Source organism: Streptomyces sp. NPDC008125, from assembly GCF_042957125.1.
In the GTDB taxonomy this organism is placed as follows: Bacteria; Actinomycetota; Actinomycetes; order Streptomycetales; family Streptomycetaceae; genus Streptomyces.
This window is the reverse complement of record NZ_JBIBHR010000014.1, coordinates 149,990-167,980: the sequence shown is the minus strand read 5'-3', so window position 1 is coordinate 167,980 and position 17,991 is coordinate 149,990. Positions and strand designations below refer to the sequence as shown.

The 17,991-nt window shown below is 72.5% G+C and carries 11 protein-coding genes and 1 tRNA gene; 6 read left to right on the top strand and 6 right to left on the bottom strand.

All coding sequences use genetic code 11. The features are described 5' to 3' along the window. Nucleotides 1–6 precede the first annotated feature (6 nt). A complete protein-coding gene (locus ACFZAX_RS23995; RefSeq protein WP_390964026.1) occupies nucleotides 7–1,497 on the bottom strand; it encodes a SpoIIE family protein phosphatase in 1,491 nt (496 codons plus the stop codon). Between the two features lie 619 nt (nucleotides 1,498–2,116). Between ACFZAX_RS23995 and ACFZAX_RS23990 the strand changes: the two genes are divergently transcribed. After that, a complete protein-coding gene (locus ACFZAX_RS23990; RefSeq protein ID WP_390964025.1) occupies nucleotides 2,117–2,782 on the top strand; it encodes a bifunctional DNA primase/polymerase in 666 nt (221 codons plus the stop codon). Between the two features lie 847 nt (nucleotides 2,783–3,629). Here ACFZAX_RS23990 and ACFZAX_RS23985 read toward each other — a convergent pair. The 3 genes from ACFZAX_RS23985 to ACFZAX_RS23975 form a co-directional block, all read right to left on the bottom strand. Then, nucleotides 3,630–4,598: a DUF5926 family protein gene (locus ACFZAX_RS23985; RefSeq protein WP_390964024.1), complete on the bottom strand. Its 969-nt coding sequence runs from the start codon at nucleotides 4,596–4,598 to the stop codon at nucleotides 3,630–3,632. 323 nt (nucleotides 4,599–4,921) lie between these two features. Continuing rightward, nucleotides 4,922–5,551: an ATP-binding protein gene (locus tag ACFZAX_RS23980; RefSeq protein WP_390964023.1), complete on the bottom strand. Its 630-nt coding sequence runs from the start codon at nucleotides 5,549–5,551 to the stop codon at nucleotides 4,922–4,924. An 88-nt stretch (nucleotides 5,552–5,639) separates the two neighbouring features. Further along, nucleotides 5,640–6,467: a glycerophosphodiester phosphodiesterase family protein gene (locus ACFZAX_RS23975; RefSeq protein WP_390964022.1), complete on the bottom strand. Its 828-nt coding sequence runs from the start codon at nucleotides 6,465–6,467 to the stop codon at nucleotides 5,640–5,642. Nucleotides 6,468–6,665: 198 nt separating this feature from the next. Between ACFZAX_RS23975 and ACFZAX_RS23970 the strand changes: the two genes are divergently transcribed. Both ACFZAX_RS23970 and ACFZAX_RS23965 read left to right on the top strand, forming a co-directional pair. After that, nucleotides 6,666–8,369 (top strand): trypsin-like peptidase domain-containing protein, encoded by a 1,704-nt coding sequence (locus tag ACFZAX_RS23970; RefSeq protein WP_390964021.1) that lies wholly within the window; start codon nucleotides 6,666–6,668, stop codon nucleotides 8,367–8,369. Between the two features lie 54 nt (nucleotides 8,370–8,423). After that, a tRNA-Ser gene (locus ACFZAX_RS23965) sits at nucleotides 8,424–8,510 on the top strand. 720 nt (nucleotides 8,511–9,230) lie between these two features. Here the strand turns inward: ACFZAX_RS23965 and ACFZAX_RS23960 are convergent. Together ACFZAX_RS23960 and ACFZAX_RS23955 are read right to left on the bottom strand one after the other, a co-directional pair. Next, complete coding sequence (locus ACFZAX_RS23960) at nucleotides 9,231–10,412, bottom strand: glycosyltransferase family 39 protein (RefSeq protein WP_390964020.1); 1,182 nt, start codon at nucleotides 10,410–10,412, stop codon at nucleotides 9,231–9,233. Between the two features lie 170 nt (nucleotides 10,413–10,582). Beyond that, nucleotides 10,583–11,533, bottom strand: a complete 951-nt coding sequence (locus tag ACFZAX_RS23955) for a bifunctional DNA primase/polymerase (RefSeq protein ID WP_390964019.1) — start codon at nucleotides 11,531–11,533, stop codon at nucleotides 10,583–10,585. A 462-nt stretch (nucleotides 11,534–11,995) separates the two neighbouring features. On the opposite strand from ACFZAX_RS23955, the gene ACFZAX_RS23950 reads away from it, so the two are divergent. The 3 genes from ACFZAX_RS23950 (at nucleotide 11,996) to ACFZAX_RS23940 (ending at nucleotide 17,900) form a co-directional block, all read left to right on the top strand. Next, entirely contained in the window at nucleotides 11,996–15,214 is a 3,219-nt protein-coding gene (locus ACFZAX_RS23950) for a glycosyl hydrolase 115 family protein (protein WP_390964097.1), read from the top strand. A 356-nt stretch (nucleotides 15,215–15,570) separates the two neighbouring features. Further along, nucleotides 15,571–16,125: a SigE family RNA polymerase sigma factor gene (locus ACFZAX_RS23945; RefSeq protein WP_390964017.1), complete on the top strand. Its 555-nt coding sequence runs from the start codon at nucleotides 15,571–15,573 to the stop codon at nucleotides 16,123–16,125. A gap of 125 nt (nucleotides 16,126–16,250) precedes the next feature. Then, nucleotides 16,251–17,900, top strand: coding sequence for a long-chain-fatty-acid--CoA ligase (locus ACFZAX_RS23940; protein WP_390964015.1), 1,650 nt, complete (start codon nucleotides 16,251–16,253; stop codon nucleotides 17,898–17,900). Nucleotides 17,901–17,991 lie beyond the last annotated feature (91 nt).

Below are 17,991 nucleotides of genomic sequence, written 5' to 3'. Positions count from 1 at the left end.
GGGCGGTCAGTCGAAGCGCACCGCGAGGAGGACCACGTCGTCGGTGCGGTCCGCGGGGATGTTCCCGTTCCCGGGCAGCAGGGTGCGCAGTACGTGGTCGGCGACCGCCTCCGGGTCGCGGCGGGCGGTCCGGGGCACCCCGGCGGCGGCGGCGTGCAGCCGTGAGAACGCCCGGTCCGTCGAGTCGCCGGTGCGGCGCAGCAGTCCGTCGGTGTAGAGAAGAACGGTTTCCCCCGACTCAGGGGTGAATTCCACGCTCGGCGCCTCCCAGCAGGCGAGCATGCCGAGCGGGGCGGAGACGGTGGTCTCGACGAACTCGGTGCGCCGGTCGCCGACCACGAGCGGCGGGGCGTGCCCGGCACCGGCCAGCACGATCCGGCGCAGCGCCGGCTCGCAGTAGGCGAAGAGCGCGGTCGCGGTGCGGGCGGGCTCGGTGAGCCGCAGCAGCAGTTCCAGGTCGGAGAGGACGGCGACGGGGTCCTCGCCCTCCATGACGGCGTACGCGCGCAGCCCCGAGCGGAGCCGTCCCATGGTGGCCATCGCGCCGGGGCCGGAGCCGTCGGCGGAGCCCACCGAGAGGCCGAGCGCGCCGTCCGGGAGCGGCAGGGCGTCGTACCAGTCGCCGCCGCCGTCCGGTGCGGGGTGGTGGCGGGCGGCCAGCCGCACGCCGGGGACGCGGGGGAGCCGGCTCGGCAGGAGTTCCTCGGCGACGGCCGCCAGGTCGGACCGGGCGCGTTCGAGTTCGAGGAGGCGGGCCACGTGCTCGGCGGCGTACCGCCCGTACAGCCCGGCCAGGTGCCGCTGTCGCTCCAGGGGTTCGGCCGGCTCGTCGTAGAACCAGACGGCCGCGCCGAGCAGGGCACCGGACCGGGCGGCGAAGGGGAGGGCATAGCTGGCGGCGTAGCCGAGTCGCCCGGCGACCTCGCGGTGCCGGGGGTCGAGGTCCGCTTCGGCGAAGAGGTCCGGGCTGCTCACCGGGGCCGCGGTGGCGGGCGGCCCGTCGAGGATCCTGCCCTGCGGGGTGGCGCCGCGCGGGACGGTTTCGAGGGTGCCGAGGTCGGCGTGGCCGAGCCCCAGGCCGATGGTGGTGCGCGGGCCGCGGCCGTCGGCCGGTTCGAGGACCAGGAGGCCGCGGCGCGCCCCGACGAGAGCGGCTCCGGCGCTCAGCATCTCCGGGAGCGCGCCGTCGAGCGTGTGCGTCGCGGCGAGGCGCTCGGTTAGCTCGTGGAGGGTGGTGAGATCCGAGACCCATCCGGCCAACCGGTCCTGGAGGAAGGCGCCCGGTGCGGGCGGCACGCTGGTCAGTGGCTCCGGAGTGTGCGTTGAAACCGGAACTGTTGGATTGATTCCAGCCACTTTTGGCAGGTGTCGGGCGCTCATGGCCTCCGGCTTTCCGACCGGCGAGTTCCGTCGAATAGCATCGCAAACCCCCCTGTCATTCTGCGCCACTATCAAGGCATCCACATGTACACGTACAAGTAAGGCGATGTCCAGCATTGTCCTTGCGGGGCTCCTGGTGTCCACGCGATACTTAACTTGGCCGAAAAATGGGGCAGGCGACTGGCATTTGCGGTCGACTGGTCGAGTTCGACGGGCGGTGCCCTCCGGGGTGTTGTGCGGGGTGGAGCGTCATTCCGGTCGTGCGGGGTACGTAGTCCTAGGAGCGCGGAGCAGTCGGGTCCGCCCCGGAACCCGGCGGCGGGAGTGGGCGTCCTTGTCCGTGACGCCCCGCCCAGGAGCAGCGAAACCTCGCTCGGGCGGCACGTGCGAGGGGTACCGCTTCCTCGTACCGCCGCGGCCGGGGCGCCGCACGACGTGGCCCGGCTCTCGACAGCTCGACTCCGTAAGGCCGTTCGACTCAGGCTCGGTCCGGTTCGACCCGTCTTCGCTCCATCGCGCTCGGCCCGGCTCCGTCCGGCGCCCCAGGCGTCCGTGAAGCGGCCCGATGAGCACGCACGGTGATGCACGCGGCAGCGATGTACGCATTGATCCATGCAGTGACATGCGCAGTGGTTTACGCAGTGTTTTACGCACAGTCAGAGTCGCCGACGCGAAGCAGCGCGATGCGCGGGCGGTGACGTGGACCTCGGCGTTCAACGGAAAGGAACGAGCGCTCATGCGCGAGATCCCCGGAAGGCGACGCGGGAAACTGTTCCGGCGCGGGGACGGCACCGCCCGGCTCGACGCGGCGCTGACCTGCGCCATCGGCTGGCAGTGGCCGGTCCTCCCCGGAGTGGGGCTGTCCGCGGTCCGGAGCGGCTGCGCCTGCCCCGACCCCGAGTGCGTGGTACCCGGCGCACACCCCTTCGATCCCGGACTGCTCGCGGCCACCACGGACGCCCGGATGGTGCGCTGGTGGTGGACCGGCCGCACCGCGGCGCCGGTGCTGCTGGCCACCGGCGGCCGGGCACCGTGCGCGGTGAGTCTGCCGGCGGCGAGCGGCGCGCAGGCACTCGCGGTGCTGGACGCGCGGGGCCTGCGGCTCGGGCCGGTGATCGCGACGCCGACCCGGTGGGCGCTGCTGGTCCGCCCGTACACCCTGGAGCGCCTGGGCGAGCTGCTGCACGCCCAGGCGTGGGTGCCGAGTTCGCTGCGCTTCCACGGGGAGGGCGGCTACCTGGTGGTGCCGCCCGAGGGGAAGGGTGACGGTCCGGTGCGGTGGGAGCGGCGCCCGCTGACGAAGCGCGCCGCGCCCTGGCTGCCGGACGTCGGGACGGTCCTGGACGCGCTCGTGGAGGCCAGTACGGGGGCGCCGGGCGGCGGGAGCCGGCTCGCCTACTGAAGGGCGGGCGTCCGGGGGCGGTCGCGCGTCGTCCGCGTACGGGATGTGAATCCGGGCGATCCGGCCATGTCGCGACGTACCCGATGGGAGAGTTCTGGCCGCCCCCTGCGCAGAGCGTCACGCAGAGCATCGCGCAGGTGCATTCCCGCAGACCTTCGTGGACGGATTCACGGGGCATCCAGGAGCGGTAAGGGGCGGAGTGAGGCGCGTGCGAATCAATGAACGAATGTCGAACCTGACCGCCTTTCTGGAATGCCTTCCCCGACCGTTCCTGGATATCTTTCGAATAAGGAATGCGGCGTCGGACTTCCGTCCGTATCCGTTTTCTGCGCGCTGCCCGGAAGGGCCGGGTGCTCCGGAGTCCACAGGCGGCGCACAGCTGGACCACAACTGCCGTACGCGGTAGCCGGGGTGAGCCGCCGTCCGCTGCGGGGGCGGGGCACGCGCGGCGGCGGGGAGACGGGGCGCGACGGGACGCGGGCAGGGGTGCGGGTGGCAAGCACCCGGCGCACGAGGCGGGTTGAGGCGTCATCACCTCAGGGGCCGCGGTGGCGCGCGGCGCCGGGCGGCCGTCGTACGGGAAGGCCGGGCGGTGGGTGCGAGGGGGGATCGGGCCCGTCGTCGAGGGGGAGGCGGGCCGCTCACGGCTTCGCCGCGGGCCGGGCCGTACCCGGAATTGAGGCGCCCGATCGCTGGCGACGGGGGATGCACCAGCGACCGGGCTTTCAGAACCGTAACAAGAGATCTGCCGTTCGCAAATTCGATCTCGCCTATGAGGGCGGGGATTTACTCGTCGGCACGTCCTGTTGTGACGCGAGTCACCGATCGGACCCGCTCTCCGTCACTGTCAGCTGAGCGTCACTTGGCGGTTGGTGAGCCCGCCGCGCGCCCTGCGCTCCTCGGCGGTCAGCGGGGCGTCGGAAGCCAGCGCCTCGGAGAGCCGCCCGGCGAACTCGGCCGCCGGCTTCTCGCACTCCTCGGCGGTCATGGCGCTCGGCAGGTCCCACACCGGGACGACGAGACCGTGCGCACGGAACGAACCGACCAGCCGCGTCCCCTCGCCGAGCGAGGAGGTGCCGGCGGCGTGCAGCCGGGCGAGCGCGTCGAGGAGCTTCTCCTCGGGGTGCGGCATGACCCAGCGCAGGTGGTTCTTCTCCGGGGTCTCGCACCAGTACGCGGCGTCTACGGAGGAGAGCAGCGAGGTCGGGATCGCGGCGTCGTTGGCGCGCTCCAGGGAAGCGGTCACCTCGGCCGTGGCGTTCTCCGCGTCCGGCACCCAGAACTCGAAGCCGGAGTGGACGACGGGCTCGAAGGGCGCGTCGGCGTCGAGCAGGTCCTGCAGGCGCGGACCGTCCGCGGCGACCCTGCGGGCGGCGATCGGCGTGCCGGGCGCGGCCTCCAGCGCCTGCTGGAGGGCGTCGGCCAGACCGCGGCTCAGGTCGCCGGACGAGGTGTCGTTCTGCAGGGCGAGCAGGATGGAGCCGTCGTCGCGGCGCAGCGCCGGCCAGGCCATCGGCAGCACGGTCGCCAGCGTGACGGACGGGACGCCCTCGGGCAGCCCGTCCTTCAGCGTCAGCGGGACCGTCGCGGCGGGCACCAGTTCGCGCAGCGCGACCCAGTCGCACTCCCCGGGCAGCCCCTCGAACGGGCGCTGGACCAGCTCGGTCACCGCGTGCGCGGCGGTGCGTCCGTGACACGCCTTGTACCGGCGTCCCGAACCGCAGGGGCAGGGCTCACGGGCCCCGACGACGGGGATCTCCCCGTCCTTCACCTGCGGCTTCGCGGCCTTGGTCGTCTGAGGGCGCTTCTTGGCCATGGTCGGCATTCTCCCGGTTGCGACGGTGCTGTCTGAGGCGCGAGCCTAGTGCCTCGCCCGCTTCCGACCCGACCGCCGACCGCGCCCCCGGCGCCGCCTCGCGCCGCCCCGCCCGTCGCGGTGGGGATCACGGCGCGTCGCTCCGGTACCGGACCCCGTCGTCCGGCTCTGCCGCCGGGGCTGCGCCCGGCACGTTCCGTACGGAACTGTCGTACGGACCCGCTGTACGGACCCCTTGTACGGACCCGCTGTACGGACCCGCTGTACGGACCCCTTGTACGACCCGTTGTACGGACCCGCTGTGCGGACCCGCTGTGCGGCTCCTAGGCCGTCAGCCCGTCGAGGTCCAGGCCGTCGAAACCGTCGAATCCCGGCAGCGCCCGGAACCCGGCGAGACCGTCCAGGCCTTCCAGCCCGTCGAACCGTTCCTCCGCCGCCACCAGCGCCCAGACCGTGACCTCGCCCGGGGCGTCGTCCCTGACGCCCCACTTCTCGGAAAGGGCACTGATGATGTTCAGCCCGCGTCCGCCCCGGGCCGTCACCGAGGGGGTGGAGGGGATGGGCCGCGTCGGCCCGCCTCCGTCCGTGACCTCCACGGTCAGGCCGCCCCGGCGGTCCACGTGCCACGCGGCGCGGACGTCGCCGTCACCGACGTCCACGTGCTGTCCCAGCGGCCTGCCGTGCCGGCAGGCGTTGCTGAGGAGTTCGGAAAGGATCAGGACCGCGTCGTCGACGACCGTGTCCGAGACCCCGTTGTCCCGTAGTTGCGCGCGCATCCGGTGCCGCGCCTGCCTCACGCCCGCAGGACCGTGAGGAACGGCCATGCTCGACGACGTGGGCACTTCTTGTGCCACCACCAACGTCACCCCCGAGACCTCCTTTGCCCCACGCCACGAATGGGATGCCCTTCTGAGCTGCGCCGGAAACCGGTCGGAGCATCTCCGGTGACGCACTCGTAACGGGGCTGCACGCATCGCACGCGCCGGTGCACTCCCTGTGACCGGTCCGGGAAGAGGGGTGACGGCGCTGCGGCGACGCTCCTTACGGCCGTTCGAGCAGTGAAAGTACCTGTTTCGGCCGATTGGTGATGATTGCCTCGACCCCCAGTTCGGCGCAGAGGGCCACGTCATCCGGCTCGTTCACGGTCCAGACGTGCACCTGGTGCCCGGCGCGGTGCAACCGGCGGACGTAGTCGGGGTGGTTGCGTACGATCCGCATCCCCGGCCCGGCGATCCGCGTGCCGACGGGCAGCCGCCCGTCCCGCAGGCGGGGGGTGAGGAACTGCATCAGGTAGACGGTGGGCAGGGTGGGGGCCGCGGTGCGGACCCGGTGCAGGGACCGGGCGGAGAAGCTCATGACGCGGACCGGCGAGGGGCCTTCGGCCGGCGGGGCGTCGAGGCCGAACTCCTTGAGCAGGCGCAGCAGCCGCTCCTCGACCTGCCCGGCCCACCGGGTCGGGTGCTTGGTCTCGATGGCGAGCTGGAGCGGCCGTCCCGCCGCCCGTACCTGGGTGACCAGGTCCAGCAGGCGTTCCAGGGTGAGGACGGAGGTGAGCTCGCCGGGCACCGGGTCCCAGTCGGGGGACTCCTCGCGGTCCTTCCAGGAGCCGAAGTCGAGCGCGGCGAGCTCCGAGAGTTCGAGTGCGGAGACCGCGCCCCGCCCGTTGGAGGTGCGGTTGACCCGCCGGTCGTGCACGCAGACGAGCTGTCCGTCGGCGGTGAGCCGGACATCGCACTCCAGCGCGTCCGCGCCGTCCTCGATGGCTTTCCGGTACGCGGCCAGGGTGTGTTCGGGGGCGTCGTCGGAGGCCCCTCGATGGGCCACGACCTGGATGGATGACGGGCTGGAGGGCTGGTGCGCTTCGGTCACCGCGTCATGGTGTCACCGCGACGCGACGGCTGTGCGTTCCTTGTGCCAGGAGCGCCGATTTGTCTGATGTAAAGATTGGCGTGCGGATGCACAGGTCCTGTTTACAGTGGCCTGACGTGTTCTGGGCAAAGCTTGGGCCCAGACACTGCAGAGCGGATCTCTTGCCGAACGCCGAGTGGAACCGAGGAGTAAAGAGCTGTGAGCACCGAGAACGAGGGCCACGAGGGCGCCGCGGTCCCCGCCGTACCGCCCGCTCCGTCAGTACCTCCCGTGCCGGCCGCCGCTCCTGAGGACCCCCGCCGGGAGGTACCTCCGGCGCCCGCGGCACCGGCGGCGGCGCATCAGGACGACGCGGCTCCGGCGCCGCAGGGGCCGTCCGAGCCCGCCGAGCAGTCCCAGGAACCGCCGTACGCGGACGGCCGGGCCGACGACACCTCCCCGTCGGCCGAGCCCGCCGGACCGTACGGCACCCCTCCCGCCCCGGTCGGGCACGCCGCGGCTCAGGAGCAGCCGCAGGCGCCCGCGCACGCTCCGGCGGCCGACGCGACGCAGCCCCTCCCGCCGCACGCCCCGGCGCCGCACACGCCTCCGCCCGCCTACCCGGCGCCGCAGGCCGCCCCGGCGTACCCCGCGCCGCACACCGCCGCGCCCGCCGGTTCGTGGCCGCCCCCGGCCCCGCCGGCCGTCCCGGCGTACGCCGCCGGCGGCGACGGCGGTCACGGCGGTCATGGCGGCGAGGTCTGGGGTGCCTCCGCCGAGCAGGCTCCCAAGGGCCCCGGCAAGCGCCGGGCGGGCGGGCTCGTCGCCCTGGTCGCCGCGACGGCGCTCGTCGCCGGCGGCATCGGCGGCGCACTCGGCTTCTGGGCCGCCGACAGCAACGACGGCGGCTCCTCCGGTTCGACGACGATCAGCGCCGCCGACACCCCCAAGGCGCTCAAGCGCGCCGACGGCACCGTGGCGGGCGTGGCCGCCAAGTCCCTGCCCAGCGTGGTCACGATCGACGCCCAGAACGGCGACGGAGAGGGCGGCACGGGCACCGGCTTCATCTACGACAAGGAGGGCCACATCCTCACGAACAACCACGTGGTGGCCTCCGCGGCGGAGAGCGGCAAGCTCACCGCGACCTTCTCCAACGGCAAGAAGTACGAAGCCGAGGTGGTCGGCCGCGCCGAGGGCTACGACGTCGCCGTCATCAAGCTGAAGAACGCCCCGTCCGGTCTGAACCCGTTGGCCCTCGGCAACTCCGACAACGTGGCGGTCGGCGACTCGACGATCGCGATCGGTGCCCCCTTCGGCCTGTCGAACACGGTCACCACGGGCATTATCAGCGCGAAGAACCGCCCGGTGGCCTCCAGCGACGGTTCCGCCTCCAGCAGCAGCTCCTACATGAGCGCCCTGCAGACCGACGCCTCGATCAACCCGGGCAACTCCGGCGGCCCGCTGCTCGACGCCACCGGCGCGGTCATCGGCATCAACTCCGCCATCCAGTCGACCGGCAGCTCGTCGGGCCAGACCCAGGCCGGCTCCATCGGCCTCGGGTTCGCCATCCCGATCAACCAGGCGAAGAACGTCGCCGAGCAGCTCATCAAGACCGGCCAGCCCGTCTACCCGGTCATCGGCGCGACGGTCACCATGTCGGAGAACGGTGAGGGCGCGGTCATCTCCGACCAGGGCTCCGGCAGCACCTCCGCCGTCTCCGAGGGCGGTCCCGCCGCCAAGGCGGGCCTGAAGGCGGGCGACGTCATCACCAAGTTCAACGACACCCCCGTCGACAGCGGCCCGACCCTCATCGGCGAGATCTGGACCCACAAGCCGGGCGACCGGGTCACGCTGACGTACGAGCGCGACGGCAAGGAGTCCACCGTCGAACTCACCCTGGGCGAGCGCAAGGGCGACAGCTGACCGGCTAGGCTGTAGGCCGTTCCCCGGCGGCGACCCCGTCGCTCCGGGGACCGGGGTGGGTTGCCCGAGCGGCCTAAGGGAACGGTCTTGAAAACCGTCGTGGCAGCGATGTCACCGTGGGTTCAAATCCCACACCCACCGCGCGATTCGGCGAACGTGCCGAGCAGAAGGGGCGCTCCTCACCAGGGGCGCCCCTTCTGCATGGATTCCGTCTCACACCGGCCGGCCTCCTCGTGGCTACGGCGTCGTGTTCGGGCAGCTCTCCGAGAACGTGACCACGCCGAAGGCCACCGGACCGTCGCCGGCCGGCTGGTTCGGGCCCGGCTGGGAGCCGCGGACCTTCCACGAGGCCGGGTCGTCCACCGGACGCCCCTGTCCGCTCGCGTCGCCGGGGCGTCCGGCGCGGAGGAGGCGCTGCAGGCGCTGACCGAGGCCAGGAGCGCGGCGGCGACGGTGGGCAGGAGGAGTCCGGTGGCGCTCGTGATTCCCCGTACGTGAGGGCGGAGTCGTGACCGTGCACCCGCGTGCACCCGCCGAGTTCAGGAGGTTATCTACCGCTTGCGGCCTCCGAGCCGGCGGAGGGTGAGTGCCCCGATGCCCGCGAGGACGACGAAGGTGAGGACGATGACGATCACTTCGCCGGGACGCAGTGTTGCCAGCATGTCGGTCTCCTCTGCTGCCGGTGGGCAGTCGTCCGCCGGGCGGCCGTGTGCCGTCGGGCGTGGAAGACGAACGTCGCATCCCGCCCGTGCTCGGGGGAACCGAAGCGGGAAGTCTTGAGGACCTTCTGAGCCGGACGCCGCGATTCCGGCCGGCTCCGCCTCTCCGGTCCCGTACGGACAGCTCCACGCCGCCACGTGGCTACGGCGGCCCCGATCCCGTGAGCCAGTACGCCCCGTACACCGCCGAGCCGAGGGTCAGGGCGGCGAGGACGGTCCGGGTGAGGGCGGGGCGGCGCCTGGTGAGGACGACGGCGAGGGGGATCAGCAGGGGGAACGCGGGGAGCAGCAGGCGGGGTTTGGAACCGAAGTAGCCCGAGGCGCCGACGGCGAGCACGGTGACGAGCGCCGAGTAGGCGATCAGCGGCGGGGGTTGCAGCTGCCGCGCGCCGATGTGGTGGGGCCAGTACGCCAGGAGCAGCAGGGCGGCGAGGGCGATCACGGCGAGTGCGGCGGAGCCGCCGGTCAGGAAGCGGGCGAAGGCCCAGCCGCCGTCGAAGCCGTTGCCCCACTCGCTCTGTACGTCGAGGTAGCCCAGCAGGTGTCCGCGCCGGACGCCCACCCAGAGGATGTACGCGGCGGCGCCCGCCGGGGCGATCAGGCAGCCGAGAACGGCTCGCGTACGGGCCGGGGCCGCAGTGCCGGTCCCGCTGCGGTGGTGGAGCCATACGGCCAGGAACAGGGCTGCCGTGACGGCGAGTCCGACCGGGCGGGTCAGGCCCGCGAGGCTCGCCAGGACGCCCGCGCTCACCCACTTCTCGCGCAGCACGCACAGGAGCCCCCAGGCCGCGAGGGCGGTGAAGAGGGCCTCGCTGTACGCCATCGACTGGACGATGCCGACCGGCACGGCCGCCCACAGCACCACGCAGACGACCCCGGCCCGGTCGCCGTGGGCGTGGCGCACCACGAGGAAGATCCCCCAGGCCGCGAGGACGGAGGCGAGGGCGGAGACCAGCAGTCCGGCGGCGGGCAGGCTCAGGCCGCTCACCGCGTGGACGGACCGCTCCAGCCAGGGGAGCAGAGGGAAGAAGGCCGTACTCGACAGGGAGCGGCCGTCCGGCGCGTTCAGGGTGAAGGCGTAGCCGTGTTCGGCGACCCGGGCGTACCAGAGGGAGTCCCAGCGCTCCGACAGCAGCACGCGCGGGCTCTTGCCCGTCGAAGCGGCGCGTACGGCCAGGGCGGCGAGGCCGAGCGCCCGTACGCAGAGGAAGAGGGCGACGGCGAGGAGGGCGTACCGGCCGGAGCCGGCGGGGAACCGGCGTGGGGTGCGGTCCGCCGTCCTGATGTCACCGTGCCCCCGGGCGGTGGGCGCTGCGGCGGACATGGGAGGCCGATCTCTGCGGGGCGGGGCGGGGTGTACGGGACGCGGTTCGCGTCCACCGGTCCTGCGGGCTGCGGAGACCGGAAAGAACCCTACTCTCCCCGCTCGACCGGCCTCCGGCGGTCTCCGGCGGTCTCCTGCGATCTCCGGCGGTCTCCGGCGGCCTCAGGGCCTCAGGCGGCCTCGGAGCGGCCCGCCGCCAGCCGGGCGGCGGAGGCGAGGGTGGCACGGGCCTCGTGGGCGGGGAGGCCGGCGCTTACGGCCGCCTCGGCGAGGGCGGGGGCGAGGGCGTCGCCGAGACCGTGTTCGTACGCGCGGCAGGCGGCCCAGAACAGCCGGGTGTTGCGCTGGCCCGAGCGGGCGGCGAGCACGAAGTGGACCAGCCCTTCGCCGGGTTCGGGGCCGCGCGGCGTACGGGCTCCAGCCGGGTTTCCCGCTCCGCGTGACCGGCGGGCCGGGGGCGTCAGCAGGCGCAGCAGGGTGCGCGGGCAGGGGGCCGGCGGGAGGTGCGCGGTGCCGGGGGCGAGGCGGTAGGTGCCGTGCGGGGTGACCGAGCCCGGTCCGACGAGGTAGCCGCCGGTGCCCCGGACGTCGACGCCGGGGGCGAGGCGGCTCGACGAGCCGGCCACCGCGACCTCGGGAGGCACGGTCAGCCAGAGGTGCCGGCCGCCGCCCGGGGTGAGCACGGTGAGGGTCGGCGGGATCGCGAAGAGGTGCTGGAGGGCGAGCTGGCGCAGCGCCCCGGCCGACCGTGCCCCCGTACCGGTGGCCGAGCCCGCGCCCGCTTCCGTACGGGCGGCCGGGCCGGGTCCGTCCTCCGCGTCCAGATCGATGCCGATCAGGCGGTGCGGGCCCTGGCCGCAGGCGATGCCGTACCCGGCGGCGTGCGGGGCCGCGGCGAAGAGGGCGCGGACGGCCGCCGGGTCGGTGGTCGCGTCGTGCACCCCGTGACCGGGCCGCCCGCACAGGCCGGTACAGGCGGTGCGCGCGGTGCTGCCCCGGTGCGCCGACGGCAGTGCGGGGAGCCGGGCGGCGGTGAGCGGGATGACGGGGAGCCCCCGCTCCGCGGCGTTCAGCGCGTGGGCCAGGGCCAGGGTGGCGATCTGCCGGTCGGTGGGGGCCATGGAGTCATGTTCGTACAAGCGTTCGAAGAAGGCAACGGGATTGAGGGTGACTCTGGGCACCCCGCCCCGCCCCCGGTGGTCCGGGCCGCTTCCGTGCCGCCCTTTCCGGAATCGGTTGGTGCAGGGGGATTGACCGCTGGAAAAGGCGGGCTTTAGGTTTCCAGAAAATTGCGGGGACATATTCGAAATGTTTCGATCCGGCGCGGGACGCTCGGGCGGCTCGATGTCGGAATTCCTCGTATTCGGGCGCCTTGGCTTGATAAGGGAGAGATCGGTGAGCGGTGAAATCCTGGTGCCCGTTGCCCAGGCTCCCGCTGTTCGAGGCTCTGACCTGCGCGCTCTTCCTCATGTCCGTGGTGGCGACTCTTTTCTCGAAACTTTTATCGGAGGTCATTCGTGGAATCACAGATTCCGGGCCCGCAGATTCCGGGCTCGCAGAGGGACCCCCATCTCTCCGATGCCATGGACGCGCCCGCTCCGGGCCGCGTCGGCCGCAGGTCCGTCCTCGCCCTCGGACTCGGCCTGAGCGCTCTGGCGTCCCCGCTTCTCCCGCTCGGCGGTGCGACGCCCGCCCTGGCGGCGCCCCTCGGCGCCCCGGGTGCCGGTGGGACGCGGTCCGCGGGCGGGGTGCGGGGCTCGGCGGGCCGGGCCACCGACCCCGGTGCCTACCTCTCGTTCACCCCGGTGTCCGGCGGGTTCACCCTGGTGAAGTCGGGCCGTGCGGTCCCTCTCGTCGTCAGCGGCGCGGACTACGCGGGTGTCATCCGGGCCGTCGGCGACCTGCAGTCCGACATCGAGCGGGTCACCGGGGTGCGCCCGGCCGTGGTGCGGAAGGCGGGGGCCGGGCAACGGGAGATCGCGATCGTCGGCACCATCGGGCGCAGTCCGCTGATCGACGCGCTCGTGGACGCGGGCAAGCTCGACGTGAGCGGGATCGCGGGCAAGTGGGAGACGTCCCTGCAGGCGGTCGTCGAGCGGCCGATGCCCGGCGTGGACCGGGCGTTCGTGATCGCCGGCAGCGACCAGCGCGGCACGATCTTCGGCGCGTACGACGTCTCCCGGGGCATCGGGGTCTCCCCCTGGTACTGGTGGGACGACGTGGTGCCGGAGCACCGCGACCAGATCCACGTCCGTCCCGGCCGCCACACCCAGGGCACTCCCTCGGTGAAGTACCGCGGCATCTTCATCAACGACGAGAACCCCTCGCTCGGTACCTGGGCGCCCAAGTTCTTCGGCCCCGGCAAGGCGGCCGGGTTCGAGGGCGGGCTCAATGCCGACTTCTACGCCCGGATCTTCGAGGTGCTGCTCCGCCTCAAGGCCAACTACCTCTGGCCGGCGGTCTGGGGCCGGGCCTTCGCCGAGGACGACCCGCTGAACCACGCCACCGCGACGGCGTACGGGATCGTCATGGGCACCTCGCACGAGGCCCCCATGATGCGCGGCATCGAGGAGTGGAACCGGCACGCGGTGGCCGCCGTGCGCGACAGCTCGGGCACCATCACCACCCCCGGCCACGACCCCTACGGCGGTACCGGCGAGTGGTCGTTCCGGCGCAACTCCGATGCGCTGAAGGCGTACTGGGCCGACGGCATCCGGCGCATGAAGGAGCAGGGCTTCGAGGGCGTGGTCACCCTCGGCATGCGCGGCAACGGCGACACCAGCCTGCCGGACGGCGACGGCATCGAGCTGATGAGCGAGATCATCGCGAGCCAGCGCGCCATCATCGCCGACGTCACCGGCGACGAGAAGTCCGTCCCGCAGGTGTGGACCCTCTACAAGGAGGTGCAGCGCTACTGGGACCGGGGTCTGCGCGTCCCCGACGACGTGACCGTGGTGCTCACCGACGACAACTGGGGCAACATCCGCAAGCTGCCCCAGCTCGCCACCGACGACCGCGCCGGCGGCTACGGCCTCTACTACCACTTCGACTACGTGGGCGTCGGCCGCAACTACAAGTGGGTGGACACCACGTCGCTGCCCAACATGTGGGACCAGCTCAACCAGTCCTACACCTACGGCAACCGGAACCTGTGGGTCACCAACGTCGGTGACCTCAAGGGCAACGAGCTCTCCACGCAGTTCTTCATGGAGTACGCCTGGAGCCCGGCTCGCTGGGACCTCGACAGCCTCCCGGAGTGGGAAGTCGGTTACGCCCGTCAGCACTTCGGCGAGAAGCAGGCCGATCGGATCGCCGAGGTGCTCTCCGAGTACGCGCACCTCCAGCAGATCCGCAAGCCGGAGCTGCTCAACCGGCGCATCACCCTGGACCCCACCAAGAACCCGGCCACCGACGCCTCGGCGATCGTCTACGACGACAGGGCGACCCCGTTCAGCATCGTGGACCACCGTGAACTGGAGTGGGTCACCGGACGCTGGCGGGCCCTCGCGGCGAAGGCACGCGAGGTCGGCACGCGCCTGCCCGCCTCCTCGCAGGACGCCTGGTTCGAGCTCGTCGGGTACGAGGTCGAGGCCACCGCCAACCTCTACGAGCTGCGCGAGGCGCAGTTCACCAACCTCTTCTACGCGGACCAGGGCCGGGCCCTGACCAACGAGCTGGCCGCGCGGGCCGAGGCCCGCCTCGCGGACGACTTCGCCCTGGCGAAGAAGTTCAACACCCGGGTGGCGGGCGGCAAGTGGGACGGCTTCCAGACCCAGCCGCACATCGGGTACGGAGACGTCGACCGCTACGGGCCCAACGCGCCCTGGCAACAGCCCGAGTTGAACAACGTGGCGCTCGCCGACGAGATCTACCCGGCGGTGAAGCGCATCGAGCTGCCCCGGGCGGCCGGGATGGGCGTGGCCGTCGAGGGCAGCGAGGACTGGTGGCCGGGCGGCGGCACGGGCGAGGCGGTGCTGCCGGTGTTCTCCCCGTACGGCAACGGCCCCGACCCGTACCTCGACGTCTTCAACCGGGGGCAGGAGCCGTTCGACTACCGGATCACCACCGGGAAGTCCTGGCTGGTGGTGGACCGGCCGCGCGGGCGGGTCACCACGCAGACCCGGGTCACCCTGCGCGTCGACTGGAAGCGCGCGCCGCAGGGCGTCACCCGGATACCGGTGACGGTGAGCGGCCCCGGCGGGGCGAGCGTCGTCGTGACCGCCGTCGTCGACCGGCCCAGGACGCCGAAGTCGGGCCTCAAGGGGTTCGTGGAGGCCGGCGGGTACGTGTCGATGGAGGCCGAGCACTACAGCCGCGCGGTCGGCAGCGGGTCGGCCGGCTGGCGCCGCCTGCCCGACGTCGGCCGTACGGCGGGCGGCATGGAGCCCTTCCCGGTGACGGCGGCCCGCCAGTCGGCGGGCCGGGGGCCCCGGCTCGAGTACACGCTGAGCCTCTTCACCACCGGGCCGGTCACCGTCTGGGCGTACCTCTCGCCGAGGAACAACCCGCTCCCGGGCGACGGCCTGAAGTACGCGGTCTCCTTCGACGACGAGGTGCCGACCACGGTGAACGTCACGGCGGTCACCGGCGGGGACGACGGCACCATGAACGTGCAGTGGGCGCGCGCCACCTCCGACAACGTCAACCGCACAGCCACCGAGCACGTCATCACCCGGCCGGGAGAGCACGTGCTGAAGTTCTGGATGATCGACCCGACCGTGGTGGTCCAGAAGCTGGTGGTCGACACCGGCGGCCTGCGCCCGGTCTATCTCGGCCCGCCGGAGAGCCTGCGGCTCGGCTGAGCGAGGTCCCGCGACACCTACGGGGGATGACGCGCCGCCCCCGAGGAGCCGGCGGCCGGCCCGCGCGACGGCACTCCGGGGCGTCGCGCGGGCCGTTCCCGTCCTCCCTGCCCTCGCCGTCCTTCCCGTCCTCGCCGTCCGTGCGAGGCCCGGCGCCGGCCAGGGATGCGTCACCGGTCCACCGGGGGCGCGGCTCCGGTGGACCGGTGACGCGGAGCACGTGCGACCCCGAGCCCGGTCCGCGCGCCCTCCACCCCCAGGAGGTGGACGCCTCCCGGCGCCTACAACCTGAGGGGGACGCGTCTTCGGGACCTGGGGCCGATCCGTCGCCCGGCCTTCGCTCCTAGGTTGGAGAGATGACCACGCCAGTCTGCGCGGGCGCCCTCAGGCACCCCGCTGCCGCCGGACACACCCCGCCCTACCCGTCGTTCACCTCGTACGTCAGGGCACGCGGGCCCGTCCTGCTGCGCACCGCCCGCTCGCTCACCGCGAATCCGAGCGACGCCGAGGATCTGCTCCAGACCGCGCTGGCCAAGACCTATGCGGCCTGGGAGCGGATAGAGGACCACGGGGCGCTGGACGGATACGTCCGCCGGGCCCTGGTGAACACGCGCACCTCCCAGTGGCGCAAGCGCAAGGTCGACGAGTACGCCTGCGAAGACCTGCCCGAGCCGGAGACCGCCCCGGCCCCCGACCCCGCCGAACACCAGTCGCTCCACGACGCGATGTGGCGTGCCGTGCTCAAGCTGCCCGACCGGCAGCGGGCCATGGTCGTCCTGCGGTACTACGAGGACCTCAGCGAGGTCCAGACCGCCGAGGTGCTCGGGGTGTCCGTGGGTACGGTGAAGAGCGCCGTCTCCCGTGCGCTCCGCAAGCTCCGCGAGGACCCGGAGCTGACCCCCGCGCGGTGATCGCCGCGCCGGGGACAGGCCGGGGCGCGTACCGATTGGAAGGGCCCGGAGTAGTGACATACCGCGCGGTATGTGCGCAGAATCAGCGGAACCTTACTGCCGCGTAGCGCCTCCGGGAGGACGCCGTGCTGAGCACCATGCAGGACGTACCGCTGACTGTCACCCGCATCCTGACCCATGGGATGACGATTCACGGGAAGTCCCAGGTCACGACCTGGACCGGCGAACCCGAGCCGCACCGCGCCAGTTTCGCGGAGATCGGCACCCGCGCGATCCGGCTCGCCAACGCCCTCCGTGACGAACTGGGGATCGACGGCGACCAGCGGGTCGCGACCCTGATGTGGAACAACTCGGTCCATGTCGAGGCGTACCTGGCGATTCCGGCCATGGGTGCCGTGCTCCACACCCTCAACCTGCGGCTCCCCGCCGAGCAGCTCGTCTGGGTCGTCAACCACGCGGACGACAAGGTGGTGATCGTCAACGGCTCGGTGCTGCCGCTGCTCGCACCGCTCCTGCCCCACCTGCCGTCCGTGGAGCACGTGGTCGTCGCCGGCCCCGGCGACCTGTCCCTGCTCGACGGGGCCGTACCGCGTGTCCACGACTACGAGGAGCTCCTCGCGGGCCGCCCGGACACCTTCGACTGGCCCGAGATCGACGAACGCCAGGCCGCCGCCATGTGTTACACCTCCGGCACCACGGGGGACCCCAAGGGGGTCGTCTACTCGCACCGTTCGATCTATCTGCACTCGATGCAGGTCAACGCGACCGAGTCGATGGGGCTGACGGACGCCGACACCACCCTCGCCGTCGTCCCGCAATTCCATGTGAACTCCTGGGGTCTGCCCCATGCGGCCTTCATGTCCGGGGTGAACATGTTGATGCCGGACCGTTTCCTCCAGCCGGCCCCCCTCGCCGAGATGATCGAGAAGGAGCGCCCGACCCACGCGGCCGCGGTCCCCACCATCTGGCAGGGCCTGCTCGCGGAGGTCACCGCCAGGCCGCGCGATCTCACCTCGATGACCCGCGTCACCATCGGCGGCGCCGCCTGTCCGCCCTCGCTGATGGAGGCGTACGACAAGCTGGGCGTCCGCCTCCACCACGCCTGGGGCATGACGGAGACCTCACCCCTCGGCACCATGGCCAACCCGCCCGCCGGGCTGACCCCCGAGGAGGAGTGGCCGTACCGCGTCACCCAGGGCCGCTTCCCGGCCGGTGTGGAGGGACGGCTGGTCGGCCCGGGCGGCGAACACCTGCCCTGGGACAACGAGTCGGCCGGCGAGCTGGAAGTACGCGGACCGTGGATCGCCGGCGCGTACTACGGCGGGTCGGACGGCGAACACCTGCGCCCCGAGGACAAGTTCAGCGCGGACGGCTGGCTGAAGACCGGTGACGTCGGTGTGATCAGCCCCGACGGGTTCCTCACCCTCACCGACCGCGCCAAGGACGTCATCAAGTCCGGCGGCGAGTGGATCTCCAGCGTGGAGCTGGAGAACGCGATCATGGCCCACCCCGAGGTGGCCGAGGCCGCCGTGGTCGCCGTACCCGACGAGAAGTGGGGCGAGCGCCCGCTGGCCACGGTCGTCCTCAAGGAGGGCGCCACCGTCGGCTTCGACGGCCTCAAGGACTTCCTCGCCGAGTCCGGCGTCGCCAGGTGGCAGCTCCCGGAACGGTGGACGGTCATCGCGGCGGTACCGAAGACGAGCGTCGGGAAGTTCGACAAGAAGGTGATCCGCAGACAGCACGCGGACGGCGAACTGGACGTCACCGTCGTCTGATCCGTCGCGTCCGGCCCGTCACGTCGGGCCGCACGGCGCGGACAGGTGCGGCGAGGGGCGGTACGGAGATCCGTACCGCCCCTCGCTTCCG

Excerpts from the sequence above, each read along its gene's own strand:
- ACFZAX_RS23995 (WP_390964026.1), bottom strand. The coding sequence starts at position 1,497 with ATGCTGGACATCGCCTTACTTGTACGTGTACATGTGGATGCCTTGATA.
- ACFZAX_RS23990 (WP_390964025.1), top strand. The coding sequence starts at position 2,117 with ATGCGCGAGATCCCCGGAAGGCGACGCGGGAAACTGTTCCGGCGCGGG.
- ACFZAX_RS23985 (WP_390964024.1), bottom strand. The coding sequence starts at position 4,598 with ATGGCCAAGAAGCGCCCTCAGACGACCAAGGCCGCGAAGCCGCAGGTG.
- ACFZAX_RS23960 (WP_390964020.1), bottom strand. The coding sequence starts at position 10,412 with ATGTCCGCCGCAGCGCCCACCGCCCGGGGGCACGGTGACATCAGGACG.
- ACFZAX_RS23955 (WP_390964019.1), bottom strand. The coding sequence starts at position 11,533 with ATGGCCCCCACCGACCGGCAGATCGCCACCCTGGCCCTGGCCCACGCG.
- ACFZAX_RS23950 (WP_390964097.1), top strand. The coding sequence starts at position 11,996 with ATGGACGCGCCCGCTCCGGGCCGCGTCGGCCGCAGGTCCGTCCTCGCC.
- ACFZAX_RS23945 (WP_390964017.1), top strand. The coding sequence starts at position 15,571 with ATGACCACGCCAGTCTGCGCGGGCGCCCTCAGGCACCCCGCTGCCGCC.